The 14,078-nt window shown below is 45.4% G+C and carries 12 protein-coding genes and 1 pseudogene; 11 read left to right on the plus strand and 2 right to left on the minus strand.

Going from position 1 to position 14,078, the window contains the following annotated elements:
* Positions 1-64: 64 nt before the first annotated feature.
* Together IPJ02_03805 and IPJ02_03810 are read left to right on the plus strand one after the other, a co-directional pair.
* Positions 65-895, plus strand: coding sequence for a pyridoxal-phosphate dependent enzyme (locus IPJ02_03805; protein MBK7374704.1), 831 nt, complete (start codon positions 65-67; stop codon positions 893-895).
* Between the two features lie 62 nt (positions 896-957).
* A complete protein-coding gene (locus IPJ02_03810) occupies positions 958-1,845 on the plus strand; it encodes a hypothetical protein (GenBank protein ID MBK7374705.1) in 888 nt (295 codons plus the stop codon).
* Between the two features lie 11 nt (positions 1,846-1,856).
* Here the strand turns inward: IPJ02_03810 and lipB are convergent, their stop codons facing one another.
* Complete coding sequence (gene lipB / locus IPJ02_03815) at positions 1,857-2,612, minus strand: lipoyl(octanoyl) transferase LipB (GenBank protein MBK7374706.1); 756 nt, start codon at positions 2,610-2,612, stop codon at positions 1,857-1,859.
* Between the two features lie 130 nt (positions 2,613-2,742).
* Between lipB and IPJ02_03820 the strand changes: the two genes are divergently transcribed.
* Positions 2,743-3,786 (plus strand): RluA family pseudouridine synthase, encoded by a 1,044-nt coding sequence (locus IPJ02_03820; protein MBK7374707.1) that lies wholly within the window; start codon positions 2,743-2,745, stop codon positions 3,784-3,786.
* An 83-nt stretch (positions 3,787-3,869) separates the two neighbouring features.
* Here IPJ02_03820 and IPJ02_03825 read toward each other — a convergent pair.
* A pseudogene (locus IPJ02_03825) lies at positions 3,870-5,425 on the minus strand (M20/M25/M40 family metallo-hydrolase).
* A 390-nt stretch (positions 5,426-5,815) separates the two neighbouring features.
* On the opposite strand from IPJ02_03825, the gene IPJ02_03830 reads away from it, so the two are divergent.
* The 8 genes from IPJ02_03830 to IPJ02_03865 all read left to right on the plus strand — a co-directional run bounded on the left by IPJ02_03830 (position 5,816) and on the right by IPJ02_03865 (position 13,716).
* Positions 5,816-7,078: a DUF418 domain-containing protein gene (locus IPJ02_03830; protein ID MBK7374708.1), complete on the plus strand. Its 1,263-nt coding sequence runs from the start codon at positions 5,816-5,818 to the stop codon at positions 7,076-7,078.
* A gap of 34 nt (positions 7,079-7,112) precedes the next feature.
* Positions 7,113-8,063 (plus strand): prolyl oligopeptidase family serine peptidase, encoded by a 951-nt coding sequence (locus tag IPJ02_03835; GenBank protein MBK7374709.1) that lies wholly within the window; start codon positions 7,113-7,115, stop codon positions 8,061-8,063.
* Between the two features lie 2 nt (positions 8,064-8,065).
* A complete protein-coding gene (locus tag IPJ02_03840; protein ID MBK7374710.1) occupies positions 8,066-8,977 on the plus strand; it encodes a hypothetical protein in 912 nt (303 codons plus the stop codon).
* A gap of 9 nt (positions 8,978-8,986) precedes the next feature.
* The gene (locus tag IPJ02_03845; protein ID MBK7374711.1) at positions 8,987-10,195 is read left to right on the plus strand and encodes a DUF1624 domain-containing protein; all 1,209 of its coding nucleotides are present in this window, start codon (positions 8,987-8,989) and stop codon (positions 10,193-10,195) included.
* A 42-nt stretch (positions 10,196-10,237) separates the two neighbouring features.
* Entirely contained in the window at positions 10,238-10,756 is a 519-nt protein-coding gene (locus IPJ02_03850; protein MBK7374712.1) for a nuclear transport factor 2 family protein, read from the plus strand.
* Between the two features lie 157 nt (positions 10,757-10,913).
* A complete protein-coding gene (locus tag IPJ02_03855; GenBank protein MBK7374713.1) occupies positions 10,914-12,077 on the plus strand; it encodes a P1 family peptidase in 1,164 nt (387 codons plus the stop codon).
* An 11-nt stretch (positions 12,078-12,088) separates the two neighbouring features.
* Positions 12,089-13,534 (plus strand): hypothetical protein, encoded by a 1,446-nt coding sequence (locus IPJ02_03860; GenBank protein ID MBK7374714.1) that lies wholly within the window; start codon positions 12,089-12,091, stop codon positions 13,532-13,534.
* Positions 13,535-13,539: 5 nt separating this feature from the next.
* Complete coding sequence (locus IPJ02_03865) at positions 13,540-13,716, plus strand: hypothetical protein (GenBank protein MBK7374715.1); 177 nt, start codon at positions 13,540-13,542, stop codon at positions 13,714-13,716.
* The last annotated feature ends 362 nt before the right edge of the window (positions 13,717-14,078 follow it).

Consider the following 14,078-nt stretch of genomic DNA (forward strand, 5'->3'; position numbering starts at 1 on the left):
TTTCCCATGCAGGTATTGACCTGTTACAGGATAACCTTTTCGAAGAAAAAAGGTTACTGTTTCTGTGCTGCGGCTGGATAAGATACACCCGGTGGTGTCGGGCAATAAACTGTTCAAACTTCATTTCTTCCTGCAGGAAGCATTGCGGTCGTCCCACAAAACCGTACTCAGCTTTGGCGGCGCTTATTCCAACCATCTTTCGGCAACGGCTTTTGCCTGTTCCGCATTGGGGTTAAAAAGCATAGGCATTGTAAGGGGGGAGCAGCCTGCTCAGCTTTCCGCCACCCTGCAGCAATGCATCAAGGATGGCATGCAGTTGAAATTCATTTCGAGGCATCAATATGCCGAAAAAGAAAATGCAGGTCATATACATACCCTGCAGAACGAATTTGGCGAATGCAGCATCATACCCGAAGGAGGATTTCATCCCCTGGGCGCAAAAGGTGCATCGCTGATCATGGACCTGGTGCCTGATGACAATTATACACATATCTGCACGGCCATGGGCACTGCCACCACAATGGCCGGTTTATTGATGACAGCCCGGCCAACCCAGAAAATAACCGGCATACCGGTACTGAAGGGTATGACAGATATGGAAGAAAAGATAAGCCACCTCACCGGGTTTAAAACCATGCCGGGTAACCTTGAATGGCTGAGTGATTATCATTTCGGCGGGTACGCAAAAAGAACAGATGGTCTTATCCGTTTTATGAACCAATGCTGGCAACAGCACCGGCTGCCCCTTGATTTTGTTTACACAGCAAAAATGTTTTTTGCCGTACTGGATCAAATTAAGAATGACCATTTTGCCCCGGGGAGCAATATTCTATGTCTGCATACGGGCGGCCTGCAGGGAAACCGCTCCTTACCGGCCAATACATTAATCTTCTGATTTTATTACAGTCCTTATATTTGTCTGGCAAAACAGGATCCTGTTTTTTCCGTTAATTGTTTATGCGTAAAATTTTTTACTTACTGCTGTCCGGAATCATGCTGTCTGCAGGCGATCTTTTTGCCCAGGAGATACTTCCCGGCATTACCGTAAAAAATTTTAACGGGAAGATCATTGTAAGCTGGCGTAATCAATACCCGCTTGAAGTAAGGACCATCAACATTCAGCGCTCTTTCGACAGTTTAAAGAACTTTTCCACGATCGGTACGGTACTTACGCCCCAAAATGCCGAGAACGGTTTTGTGGATGAGAATCCTCCTTATAATAAAATGTACTACCGGCTGTTTATTTCATTTGACGGGGGTGCCTATATCTTCACCGACCCGGTAAGGCCCGTAAAAGAAGCCCTGCCCCCCCTGCCCCTTTTTACGCAGGAAACGGTTGTTGACCCTTTTAAAAAACCGGATGCAGTAAAGCAGCCGCTGAAAGAGACCCGTAAAGAACCGGAGAGTAAAGCAACCGTAAAAACAGATCCGGTTGAAAAGGATGAAAAACCAGCGGTCACAAAAAATAAAAAGCCCGTAAAGCAACCGGTCTCTAAAACCAAAGGAAAGAACAAGCAGGTAAGCAAAAGCAACCGGGAGGATGAAACAGCAACCCTGCCTGTAAAAGAGGAGCCAGTTACCTATCCCAGCCGCCGCATTTACACAGGCAGGGACAATAATATAGTGATAAACCTGCCCAATCCCGATTCAAGGAGGTACGCAGTGAAGTTCTTTGATGAAGAGGACAAATTCATGTTTGAACTGAACCGCATAAAAGAGAATTTCCTCATCATTGAAAAAGTGAACTTCCTGCATGCCGGATGGTTCTACTTTGAGTTGTTCGAGAACGGGAAACTGATCGAGAAGAATAAATTCTTCATACCCCGGGATGGGAAAAGCCAGTAAACAGGCAACGTTTAGTGCAGCACAGAATGAAACACGCTCTCAAAATTCCTTTTTACTTTTTCTTTCGCCTCCTCATAATCAACCGCATGCCCTAACTCTTTTTCTATGGAGGTAACCTGTTTGTTCTGAATGCCACAGGGTATGATATTGCTGAAATACCCAAGATCCGTATTCACATTCAGCGCAAAGCCGTGCATCGTTATCCACCGGCTGCAGCGCACACCGATGGCGCATATCTTTCTTTCCCTGCCGGCAATACCTGCATCTATCCAGACGCCCGTTTCTCCCTTGCTCCGTTCGCCCTTTATGCCATATTCAGCAATGGTTAAAATGACCAGTTCTTCCAGGTCCCGTAAATACCGGCCGATATCGGTAGTATATTTCTCCAGGTCCAGTATGGGATAGCCAACGATCTGTTGCAGGCCGTGAAAAGTAATATCCCCTCCCCGGTTGGTATTGAAGAAAGCAATGTTATTTTCTGCAAGTTCATCATCACTCATGAGTACATTTTCCTTTTTACCGCTTTTTCCAAGGGTATATACCGGTGGATGTTCACAAAGAAGGAAGAAGTTTGTGGTTTGGAGTTTGTGGTTTATGGTCAAAGGCTCACTGCCCGCTGCCAATTGCCCATTGCCTGCTGACACCTGCCCGCTGCGTAACGCCGCCTTGATCCTTACATTCTCCTGCAGCAATTCTTCCTGCAGATCCCAGGCTGTTTTATATTCAATAATGCCCAGGTCTTTAAATATCACTGTCTGCTTATCCACTGCAATGTTTTAATTTGCAAAGATAAATGATAAAACAAGTCAATAGTCATTGGTCATCCCGGGCATCACACTGTTCGATGACTCAATGACTCAATGACTCAATGACTAATGACCAATGACCAATGACTTTATGCAAGAAGAAGAAATAGAAATAAGCGACTCGGAAGAAATGTACGAGAAACTGGCATTGACCATCGACAAGGGCCAGGAACCGCTCCGTATTGATAAATTCCTGATGAGCCGGATCGAAGGCGCCACCCGAAATAAGATCCAGCAGGCCATTGACAATGAGATGGTACTGGTGAATGAGAAGCCGGTTAAAAATAATTACAAGGTAAAGCCGGGGGATAAGATCGCTGTTTTCGCCAGTCAAGCCCCCGAAGGCACAGACATTGTTCCCGAAAATATCCCGTTGAACATTGTGTATGAAGATGATTCGATACTCATCATCAACAAACCGGCTGGCATGGTAGTGCATCCCGGCAGTGGAAACCCAAACGGTACCCTGGTGAATGCGGTTGCCTATCATTTAAAACTCCAGGATCCCGGACTGGATGAGAATTCATTGTCCCGTTTCGGGCTGGTTCACCGCATTGATAAGAACACCAGCGGGTTGCTGGTAATGGCCAAAGACCAGAAGTCAATGACCGACCTGGCAAAACAGTTCTTTAACCATACCGTTCACCGCAGGTACATTGCCCTGGTATGGGGCGATATGGAAAAAGATGAGGGCACCATCATTGCCCATGTAGGACGGCACCAGCGCTTCCGGAAACTCTTTACAGCCTACCCGGATGGTGAACATGGCAAGGAAGCCATCACCCATTATAAGGTACTGGAGCGTTATAATTATGTAACACTGGTTGAATGCAGGCTGGAGACCGGCCGTACGCACCAGATACGGGTTCACATGCAACTGATCGGCCACCCCCTCTTCAATGATGATTTTTACGGTGGCGACCGCATTGTAAAAGGAACGGTGTTCACCAAATACAAACAATTCGTTGATAATTGTTTTGCCCTTTGTCCCCGCCATGCCCTGCATGCAAAGGAACTGGGTTTTATACACCCCGTTTCAAGAAAACCGATGCATTTTGAATCGGATCTGCCGGATGACATGAATGCAGTGATCGGGAAATGGAAGAAGTATACCGGGCATAAGGAGAACGGTTAACAGAACCTGAACGATAACAGGGATCAATATAAAGATGCCGCAATAAAATAATTGCGGCATCTTTCATTCAGTTTGTTTTTCTGTCAATTCACTCCTCCTTTCCGGGTTGGCGACCGTTGTTCAGGCCATTTGCCGGGTTCACCGGTGCGTGGGTTTGCAGGCAATACAATTTTATCACGGGATGTTCTGGCCGGGTCTTCGCAGGCCATGTAAACCAATATAGCAGCAAGGATGGCATTGTTGCGCACATCATCAAAAACGATCTTATCATAGGTATCACGGTTGGTATGCCAGGTATAGCTTCCATACAACCAGCTGTTGGAACTGAGGCTGAATGCGGGCACGCCTGCGGCAACAAAGGAAGCATTATCTGAACCGCCCCCTGCCGGTGATCCCGGGAACCTGGTTTCCAATGCCTGCTTATAATTGGCCGGTACCCTTGCCAGCCAGCGGCCAATGTATTCATACGAATGTAAAAATCCGGCGCCGCCAATGGTCACCACCCTGCCCGTTCCGTTATCCTGGTTAAACAATGCCTGCATGTTCTTAACAACATCCGGATGGTCTTCTACAAATGCACGGGATCCGTTCAGCCCCTGTTCTTCACTTCCCCAATGGCCTACCAGGATGGTACGTTTTGGATTGGGATATAATTTTTTAAGTATCCGCATGGCTTCCATCATCACCAGGGTTCCGGTACCATTATCGGTGGCACCAGTACCTCCATCCCAGGAATCAAAATGTGCCGACATCATCACGTATTCATCCGGCTTTTCTGTTCCCTTCATTTCAGCAATGGTATTGTATGCAGGCATCATGCCCAGTTCCTTCGAATCGGCACGAACGCTTATCTTCGGGTTCTTACCCGATTCCACCAAACGATATAACAAACCATAATCTTCCAAAGCAATATCCACCGTCGGTATCTTTTTGTTTTGGCATCAAATATCTTATTTACACCAAACCCCGATGACCAGTTGGACGCAACAATACCCGAAGCGCCCGCATTTTCCAATGCCAGTGCAAGATTTGTATTGTTCAGCCCGGTCTTGCTGATGCGCTTACGCCATGCTTCCTGCTGGGCAGCCCGGTCCTTCTTCATTTTTTCAAATGATTCCTTTGTACCAAACTCTTCCCAGTTATAATCGGGCCTGCCGGTTGGCTGCTTCATGGATATCATTACAAATTTGCCCTTTACACTGGGCAGCCATTGCTGAAAAGCCATTGAATCTGCCAGATCGGGTAAAATAATGAGCGCTGCCGTAATCGTTTTTCCCCCGGTACCTGGGCACCATGCAAGTTGGGTCCCTTCCAGCGTTTTCACCCAGGGCTGTACCATATCGATGTGGGTGATGCCCCGTTCCCATCCCCGCCATTCTCCCCATTTTTCATTACGGGCACCGATACCCCAGGCCGTATAGTTTGCCAGGGCCCAGTCATGTGCCTGCTGCATTTTGGGCGTTCCCACCAGTCTTGGCCCGATGCCGTTCAATAGTTCATTGGCCAGGTTCTCCAATTGAGAATTTTCCGTGGCCTCTTTTATGATGGTTGCCACCATCAGGGAGTCTTTGCTTTGAGAGAATCCAATATTGGACTGCAACAGGCAAACAACCAGCATCCATTTTATCATACGTTTCATATAACAGTTTTTAGCGTGAATATTTTCTTACTAACAAAGAAGCTGTCTAACAATGTAAAATTCGTTTACCATTTCGCGGTTGGTGTCCCCACCAACCGCGGCAGACCGCCGTGGCCGGTGTCCTCACCGGCCACGTTCGCAATCATAAGAAACCCATGGTTAACTTTAAACAACTTCTAAGGTAAGCAAACCATCCAATATCTGCCTTACTGTTGTTATTCGACTGGTATTTAAGGTTTTACTTTGCAGTCTGCTTTAAAATTTGTTTCTTTAAAGATAGTTCCAACCCCGGTTGATAACTGGTCCCACACCCCATGCAATTCTGCCGGCCTTGCTTCCTTCTTACATCACAGGCTGATCCCGTTAATCAACCTTAACCAAACTACTGTTATGCCCGCATTGACTCCCGTTCAGACCAATGAAAGAGAGATTTTTATGGATGTACTCAGGGGATTTGCCATCCTGGGTATTTTTATTGCTAACCTCAACGGCCTTAGCTGGTATAACCCGGAAGGTAAAATTACCAGCCCTTATTTATTACCCGGTTGGGATCACAAAATGAGTTTTCTGCATCACATGCTCATTGAAGGAAAATTCTATTCCATTTTCAGTTTACTGTTTGGCTGGGGCATTGCGCTGCAGATTAAAAGAGGCATTGCCAATGGCATAGACCCGATGCCGACGGTAAAAAGAAGGCTGCTTTTTATGTTGTTGCTGGGCTTTATGCACCTGCTGATCTGGAACGGGGATATTGTTTTCTTTTATGCACTGCTGAGTTTCATACTCTTACCCCTTCGGAAATTTTCAAATAAAATATTACTCATTACCGGCACCATTCTTATTCTGTCGCCCATATTATTGTATTGGTTAAAAATGACCTGGCCGGTAATTAACAGGCCGGCTGAGCTATTGATCCAGGCTGGAATAAATGCAGAAGGGGTGCTGGTAAATATAAAGAGCGAAGAAGAGTTTATGAACATGATGCATCACGGCAGCTGGTGGGACCAGTTAAAAGGCAATATCGGCGGCATTTTTTTCCGGTACCAGTACCTGGTCTTTGTAAGCCGTGTACCCAAAGTACTGGGTATGTTCTTAATTGGTTATGTACTGGGACGATCTGATTTTTATAAAAATATAGGTCAGCACAAAAAAACAGTTTATTGGATCATCGGCATTGGTCTGGCACTTGGCCTGCCTGCCAATTATTTCCTTGCCGATTATATGAGCAACCATATGGGCGAATACTGGCAATTAAAAACAAAGGGCCTTTATCAAACCATTGCCTATGCGTTGGGCGTAGTACCACTTTCACTGGCCTATGTGGGATTATTTATGCTGAGCTTTCAACGTACTGCAGGCAAAAAAATATTATCGGTACTGGCACCCGTTGGCAAAATGGCGTTCAGCAATTATATCCTGCATTCGCTCATTGGCAATTTTGTATTCCTTGGTGCCGGGCTCGATTATATGGGCCAGGTGGGACCGGTATATTATTCACTTTTTGGAATAGCTGTGTTTATTGTACAGATCATTTTAAGTAAAACCTGGTTAAAATACTTTAATTACGGGCCGGTGGAATGGGTATGGCGAAGCGCTACGTATAAGAAATGGCAGCCGTTCCGGAAAACAAGTCCGGGCAATGAACAGCTATAGAAGAAAATAAATGTCAACTTCAACAAAACACCGCATGAGAAAATTATTTGTATTGATTTGCATTGCCTTTCCTGCAATATTACGTGCACAGGATGGGACTGTTACCGGCAAAGAAATATTCACGATCCATGATACGGTTTGGGCAAAATTGACCGCCCGGGATGCACCGCTTGCCAAAAAGATCAGGGACAGCATCGATTTTTTCCGCATTACATATTTATCAGACGGGCTAAAGGTAACCGGCTATATCGCCGAACCCAAAGCAGCAGGAAAGTACCCCTGCATCATTTCCAACCGGGGCGGTAACCGGGAATTTGGAAAATGGAACCCCGTGAGCATTGTTTTTTTTCTCGGGCAAATGGCCAGTTGGAATTATGTAGTGATAGCAAGTCAATACCGCGGTAATGATGGCGGCGAAGGCAAAGAAGAATTCGGCGGCATTGAATTAAATGATGTATTCAATCTTATTCCTGTATTGGAAAAAGATCCGAAGGCAGATACAGCAAGGATCGGGATGGAAGGCACCAGCCGCGGCGGCATGATGACCTACCTTTCGTTGAAACGGTCATGCAGGTTTAAAGCAGCTGTTATTACAGCCGGCATGGCCAACGCTTTTGTAAATACCAGCGCAAGGCCGGAAATGGATAAAAATGTCTTCGGCGAATTGGTTCCGGATTATGCCCGTAACCGCGACAATGGGCTAAAAGAAAGGTCTGTGGTGTTTTGGGCAGACCAGCTATGCAAGACCACTCCCCTCTTACTGATGCAGGGAAGTGCCGACTGGCGGGTACTGCCCGAAGAATCGCTTGAAGTGGTACAGAAACTGTATGTGGCTAAACAACCGCTGCGGTTCATTTTATTTGAAGGCGCCGACCACGGCATCAATGAATGGAGAAATGAACGCTTAGCTCAAACTAAAAAGCATTTTGATTTTTATCTCCGCGATGGCAATAAATGGCCTTCGATGGAAAAGCACGGCAATTAAAAATGGAAGAAAACAAGAATACAGGACCCGAACAGGATAAAGAGCCGTTCATGGATGATGTACCATCGTTCATGGATAATCCTGCTGATGAGAACAGTACTGCTGCCCAAAAACCCTTAAACGACTTAAACAATTCTAACGATCCAAACGATACCATGGAAGTACACCACCACACCCATCCCGATAGTCATCGGGGCCACGAAAAGAAAAGTTGGAAATCCTATTTCTGGGAATTCTTAATGTTATTCCTTGCTGTGTTCTGCGGATTTTTAGCAGAATATGCACTGGAGCACAAGATTGAAGCCGACAGGGAAGAACAATATATGTACAGCCTCTCCGAAGACCTGCGTAGCGATACTGCAAACATTAACTCAGCTTATGAATTTGGCCAAGACCAAAAAGCGCTGATCGATACGCTTATCGCCCTGGTCTACAATGAACCCCTGACCGGGGGAAATATCTCCAGGTTATACATGCTTACTTATTCCTCGGGCAGGGCCATTGGACTGAACTTTGAAGACCGCACCACCGTACAATTAAGAAATGCCGGGGGTATGCGGTTGTTGCGAAAGAGAAAGGCAGTTGATTCCATTCTTACTTATTGGAACCGGCTTGAAACGATGGAATTCATCAAAGAACGTTTACGTGAATCAGGAGATGATATCGGAGACCTGGCGGTACGTATTTTTCATACCAAATTTATTATTCCCGGCGACATGCCCCTGGCTCCGCCAAAAGCAATAAGGGAGGATGCGGTGCTTGTTGATAATGATCCCAAACTAATGGCTCAATTTGTAAACCGGCAATACACAAAACGGGCCAGGCTCGTCAATTATCTCTACAACTTGCAGCGGATTAAAGAAATTGCAAAACGGTTGCTTGAAACGATCCGGAAAGAATATCACCTGAAATAAAATACTACCATGCAATCAACACTCAACACATCAAAAAGGATCGAATCCATCGACATTGTCCGCGGGCTCGCCATGGTCATCATGGCGCTGGACCATGTACGTGATTACTTTCACATCAGCGCCAATATTGACGACCCGCTGAACCTGGCAACCACCACCCCACTGTTATACTTTACCCGGTGGATCACCCATTTTTGTGCACCCGTCTTTGTTTTTTTATCGGGCACGTCCATTTACCTGCAGAGTTTACGCAAAACAAAAAAAGAGCTGAGTGCCTTTTTAATTAAACGGGGGCTCTGGCTGATCTTTGCCGAGTTCTTCATCATTTCACTGGCATGGACCTTTGATCCCATGTACCATGTTCATCCCATGCAGGTGATCTGGGCCATCGGCATCAGTATGGTTATACTCGGGCTGGTGATCCTGGTTGGCCTTCCGTATAAACTTATCCTGGCACTGGGGCTCATCATTGTATTCGGCCACAACCTGCTCGACATACCCGAATCGGCGCCGGGCTTTAAAGCCGGCTTCTGGTGGGACCTGTTTCACTCCGGATTTTTTAAACTCTATTCCTATGCGCCAAACCATTATGTAATGATGGTGTATCCCTTTGTGGCATGGACGGGCGTAATGATGCTGGGCTATTGTACGGGTATTTTCTTCTCGGCAAAATATACCGAAGCACAGCGCCGGAAGATATTGCAATGGCTGGGCATGGGGCTTATCGCCTTCTTTGTAACAGCCCGGTTCATCAATGTGTATGGCGACCCGGTTAAATGGACTGCCCAGGAAGACGGGTTATATACGTTCCTCTCTTTCATGAAAGTGAATAAATACCCTCCCTCCCTGTTATACCTGTGCATCATGATCGGGCCGACCCTGCTGCTGCTGTCATTTCTGGATAAGATAAAGAACGGTTTTACCAACAGCATGCTCGTTTTTGGCAGAACAGCTTTCTTTTACTACATCATCCACCTTTACCTGATACACCTGCTTGCCGCAGTCAGTTTCTTTGTAAAAGGAAACCACACGGTTCAGGAAGCCATCAACTCCATGCAGAATTTACCCTTCCTCTTCGTATTCCCGGGTGAAGGATATGGCCTTGCCATCGTATACGCCATATGGGCTGCTGTGATCCTGGCCCTTTATCCTTTATGCAAATGGTACGATAGATACAAAACCAGCCATAAGGAAAAATGGTGGTTGAGTTATTTATAACCCTTTAATGGTTCTTTATTATTCATCATAAATCAAAACAAAATGAAAAAAACGATTCTTCTGCCGGTATTCGCCGCATGCGCATTGATGTTTGCTTCCTGCCAGGACGCAGAAAAGAAGGAGGCTCCCGAAGCTGCAACAGTATCACCCGCAGTTGCCGCCGAACCTGCAAAGCCTGATATGGCAAAGATCAAGGCCGATATCCAGGCCATTGAAACAGCCTGGGCCGCTGCACAAAATGCCAAAGACATCAAGACACTGGCAGCCATGTATGCCGATGATGCCATCAGCATGCCTGACGGGGAACCCATGCTCACAGGGAAAGCGGCCATACAGAAAAAGATGGAAGCCGATTTTGCCAAGCCATCCAAGTATGCCAGCGTTGCTTTTGAAACCCTGGATGTGTACGCCCAGGGCGACGTGGTGACCGAAGTGGGAAAGACCATCTATAAAGATGCTGCCGGTAAACAGACAGGCGGGGGTAAGTACTTTGCCATATTCCAAAACAAGGATGGCAAATATCTCTGCATACGGGAGATCTACAACCAGGATTCGAAGTAATCACTTATTAATTAAGAGGCAGCATTCATGCTGCCTCTTTTATCTGTTCAGCACGCTGGCAGCGTTATGAACCAGCCTGGTTGCCCCGCTGCTATTTAAAAACTATTGAAGGTAAAAATTTACAAGTAATTTCAGCCGGGATAAAAAACTTAAAATGATGAAAAAAAACCTTTTATACAATGTGCTGCTTTTATTACTGATCCAGTATACTGCCCAGGCGCAAAAACCCCGTGCCAGGGATATCGGAATTCCTTTTGACGGTACACCCGGTAAGTTCAATGCTATTACCGATGTGGCCGGCGTGGAGGTTGGTTACAGTACCATCATCTCCGGAACAGGAAAAAACATAAGAGGTAAAGGCCCGGTACGCACCGGCGTTACGGCCATCCTGCCGAGAGGAAGAAACAATAATCCCGTCTTTTCCAACTGGTATTCGTTAAATGGCAATGGCGAAATGACCGGCACCACCTGGATCACCGAGTCGGGTTTTTTAGAAGGCCCCATTATGATCACCAATACCAACAGTGTAGGCGTGGTAAGGGATGCCGTGCTGAAATGGTATGTAAAAACAGGTTGGTACAAGGAAGACTTCTGGTACACCTACCCGGTGGTGGCAGAAACATACGACGGTTTCTTAAACGATATATATGGCTTTCATGTAAAAGAAGAAAATGCTTACGAGGCATTAGACAGTGCAAAGAGTGGTTTCATAAAAGAAGGCAATGTAGGCGGCGGCACGGGTATGATGTGCCTGGGCTTTAAAGGAGGAACCGGAACAGCATCCAGGGTTGTAAAGATCAAAGACTCCACCTACACAGTGGGTGTGCTGGTGCAATCAAATTTTGGAGGCAAGAATAATTTTTCCATTGCAGGTGTTCCGGTTGGAAGGGAACTGAGAGACACGATGAATTATGAATTCAAGGCGCCCCCCTCCTACGAGCCCGGTGATGGTTCCATCATTGTGGTGGTTGCCACCGATGCCCCATTATTACCACACCAGTTAAAAAGGATCGCCGCCAGGGTTCCCATCGGTGTGGGTAAAATGGGCGGACGTGGCGAGAATGGCTCCGGCGATATCTTCATTGCCTTTTCCACTGCCAATCCATCTGCTTTTCAACGGGATAAATTTACCACGCTGAATGAACTACCGAATGATTTCATCAATCCCCTGTTCAATGCAACGGTTCAGGCCACCGAAGAAGCCATCACCAATGCCATGGTAGCGGCGGAAACCATGGAAGGCATCAATGGAAATAAAGCGTATGCGCTGCCCCATAAACTGGTGAGGGATGTGCTGAAGAAATATAACCGGGTAAAATAACTTATTCCCTGATGAAAAAAATAATAATCCACATTTGGTTTGCTGCAATCCCGGTTTTGACCGGGAAAACTGTTTTTGCACAAGACCTGTCCCTGTTTAACGTTAAGAAAACAACAGATAGTTTACGGGCGGTTCTCTCAAAAACCAGCAAACCCATTGAACAATTTACCCTTCTCAACAAAATCCGTGAGGCCAATGATGCTACCTTTGGTAATTACCAGGACACCTCCCTGGGTGTACAACTATTCCGTATTGCGCAGCAATTAAAAAATGACTCCCTGCTTGCCATTAGTCTTAATGTAGTTGGCAATTTCTTCAGAAGCAAGGGAGAAAATCCAACAGCTTTGGAATATTTTTTTAAAGCCATTCCGCTTGCCGAAAAGGCAAAAGATAAGCGGAGAATAAGTTCCCTGTATCTTGATATTGCAGAAAGTTATTCAACCCTTAAAAACGAAGAGGAAAGTTTTAAATATGCAAAATTAGCTGAAGCTAATTTGCCGGATAAATCCGCACCCATGTATGATTATATGGCGGGGCAATATTATCGTACCATCAGCAGGTATTATCTAAGAAAAAAACAACCTGATACGGCATTGGTGCAGATACACCAATTGGAACAGGTGAACCGGAGATTTCCGAAAGCCAATTATCTGTTGATCGAATGGATACAAAAAGGAGAAGCTTATACCTTGCTTAAAGACAATGAAATGGCAGAGTTGTATTTTAAAAAAGCCAATAAACTCTCCGATTCCATTGGCACTACTTCGCTGCTGATTAATTTCAGTACCAGCTATTTACCATACCTGATAACTACCAATCAATTTAAAAAAGCACAAGTATATGCCTTGCGGCTGCTGAAAACCGGAAACAGTATTGATAACAATATCATAAAGCTTTCCGCTGCCGGTTTTTTAAACACGGCATACTATAATTTGAACCAGCCGGACAGTGCTTATTTTTATTTAAAAATGCAGTCGGCACTTAAAGATTCTGTTTTTAATCAGGATAATTTTAATAAGATACAGGCATTGGCCTTTAATGAACAAATAAGAAAGATTGATGAAGAAACAAAAGTGGCTGCAGCAAAGGAAGAACGTAAACAAAACATTCAATACGCCTTAATCGCTATCGGAATAATTATTTTGCTTACCCTTTATTTATTACTCAGCCGCAGTTTTATTACCAATACCAAACTGATTGAATTTTTTGGTATAGTTGCTTTACTGATCGTTTTCGAATTTCTCAATTTACTGCTACATCCTTTTTTAGAAAGAATAACCAACCACTCCCCTGTTTTGATGTTGCTGGCATTGGTTTGCATTGCGGCATTATTGGTACCGTTACATCACCGGGTGGAGAAATGGGCAACGGCTAAACTGGTGGAAAAGAATAAAAAGATACGATTGGCAGCGGCGAAGAAAACGATAGAGCAATTGGAAAACACTCAACCCAAATAACCGTTATGAAAAAATATAAACTGCTCCTGTTATCGATCATTTCATCAGCATGTCTCTATGCACAACAAACTTTGATCAGCAATGTGAACTTTGTTGATGTTATGACAGGAAAGGTCATTCCCGGACAATCCGTGCTTATTAGTAATGATAAAATTGAGCAAACAGGCACTGCCGGAAAGTAGGTGAAGCGGTTTTGAAGAACAGGATATCCCCTGCTGTATTGTATGAAGTATTGGACTAAAACTCATTTAAGATAAAAATCCCGTCAATTAATTGACGGGATTTTTTTGTGCATGGGATCCTGATACAAACCGGTGTACATCCTTGCCAACGCTGCGCCCTGGTATGCCGGATGGCGGACTACCTGTTTCGACTTCAACAAAATAAAACAGACCCAAACGAATAGCGTGAGTCTGCTGGTGCCCGGGACTGGAGTACCAAAATTGATCCTTAGAACTGGTCTTACACAAAGCCATAGCCCCGGTATATCGGGGCGGTCATTTGTATTTGCCTGCTTATGAGAATGAATTCTCATCGCCACCAA

The sequence above is a fragment of the Chitinophagaceae bacterium genome, from assembly GCA_016710165.1.
Taxonomy (GTDB): domain Bacteria; phylum Bacteroidota; class Bacteroidia; order Chitinophagales; family Chitinophagaceae; genus Ferruginibacter.

Coding starts and splice junctions, on each gene's coding strand:
- IPJ02_03810 (MBK7374705.1), top strand. CDS start 958: ATGCGTAAAATTTTTTACTTACTGCTGTCCGGAATCATGCTGTCTGCA.
- IPJ02_03820 (MBK7374707.1), top strand. CDS start 2,743: ATGCAAGAAGAAGAAATAGAAATAAGCGACTCGGAAGAAATGTACGAG.
- IPJ02_03830 (MBK7374708.1), top strand. CDS start 5,816: ATGCCCGCATTGACTCCCGTTCAGACCAATGAAAGAGAGATTTTTATG.
- IPJ02_03835 (MBK7374709.1), top strand. CDS start 7,113: ATGAGAAAATTATTTGTATTGATTTGCATTGCCTTTCCTGCAATATTA.
- IPJ02_03840 (MBK7374710.1), top strand. CDS start 8,066: ATGGAAGAAAACAAGAATACAGGACCCGAACAGGATAAAGAGCCGTTC.
- IPJ02_03845 (MBK7374711.1), top strand. CDS start 8,987: ATGCAATCAACACTCAACACATCAAAAAGGATCGAATCCATCGACATT.
- IPJ02_03850 (MBK7374712.1), top strand. CDS start 10,238: ATGAAAAAAACGATTCTTCTGCCGGTATTCGCCGCATGCGCATTGATG.
- IPJ02_03855 (MBK7374713.1), top strand. CDS start 10,914: ATGAAAAAAAACCTTTTATACAATGTGCTGCTTTTATTACTGATCCAG.
- IPJ02_03860 (MBK7374714.1), top strand. CDS start 12,089: ATGAAAAAAATAATAATCCACATTTGGTTTGCTGCAATCCCGGTTTTG.
- IPJ02_03865 (MBK7374715.1), top strand. CDS start 13,540: ATGAAAAAATATAAACTGCTCCTGTTATCGATCATTTCATCAGCATGT.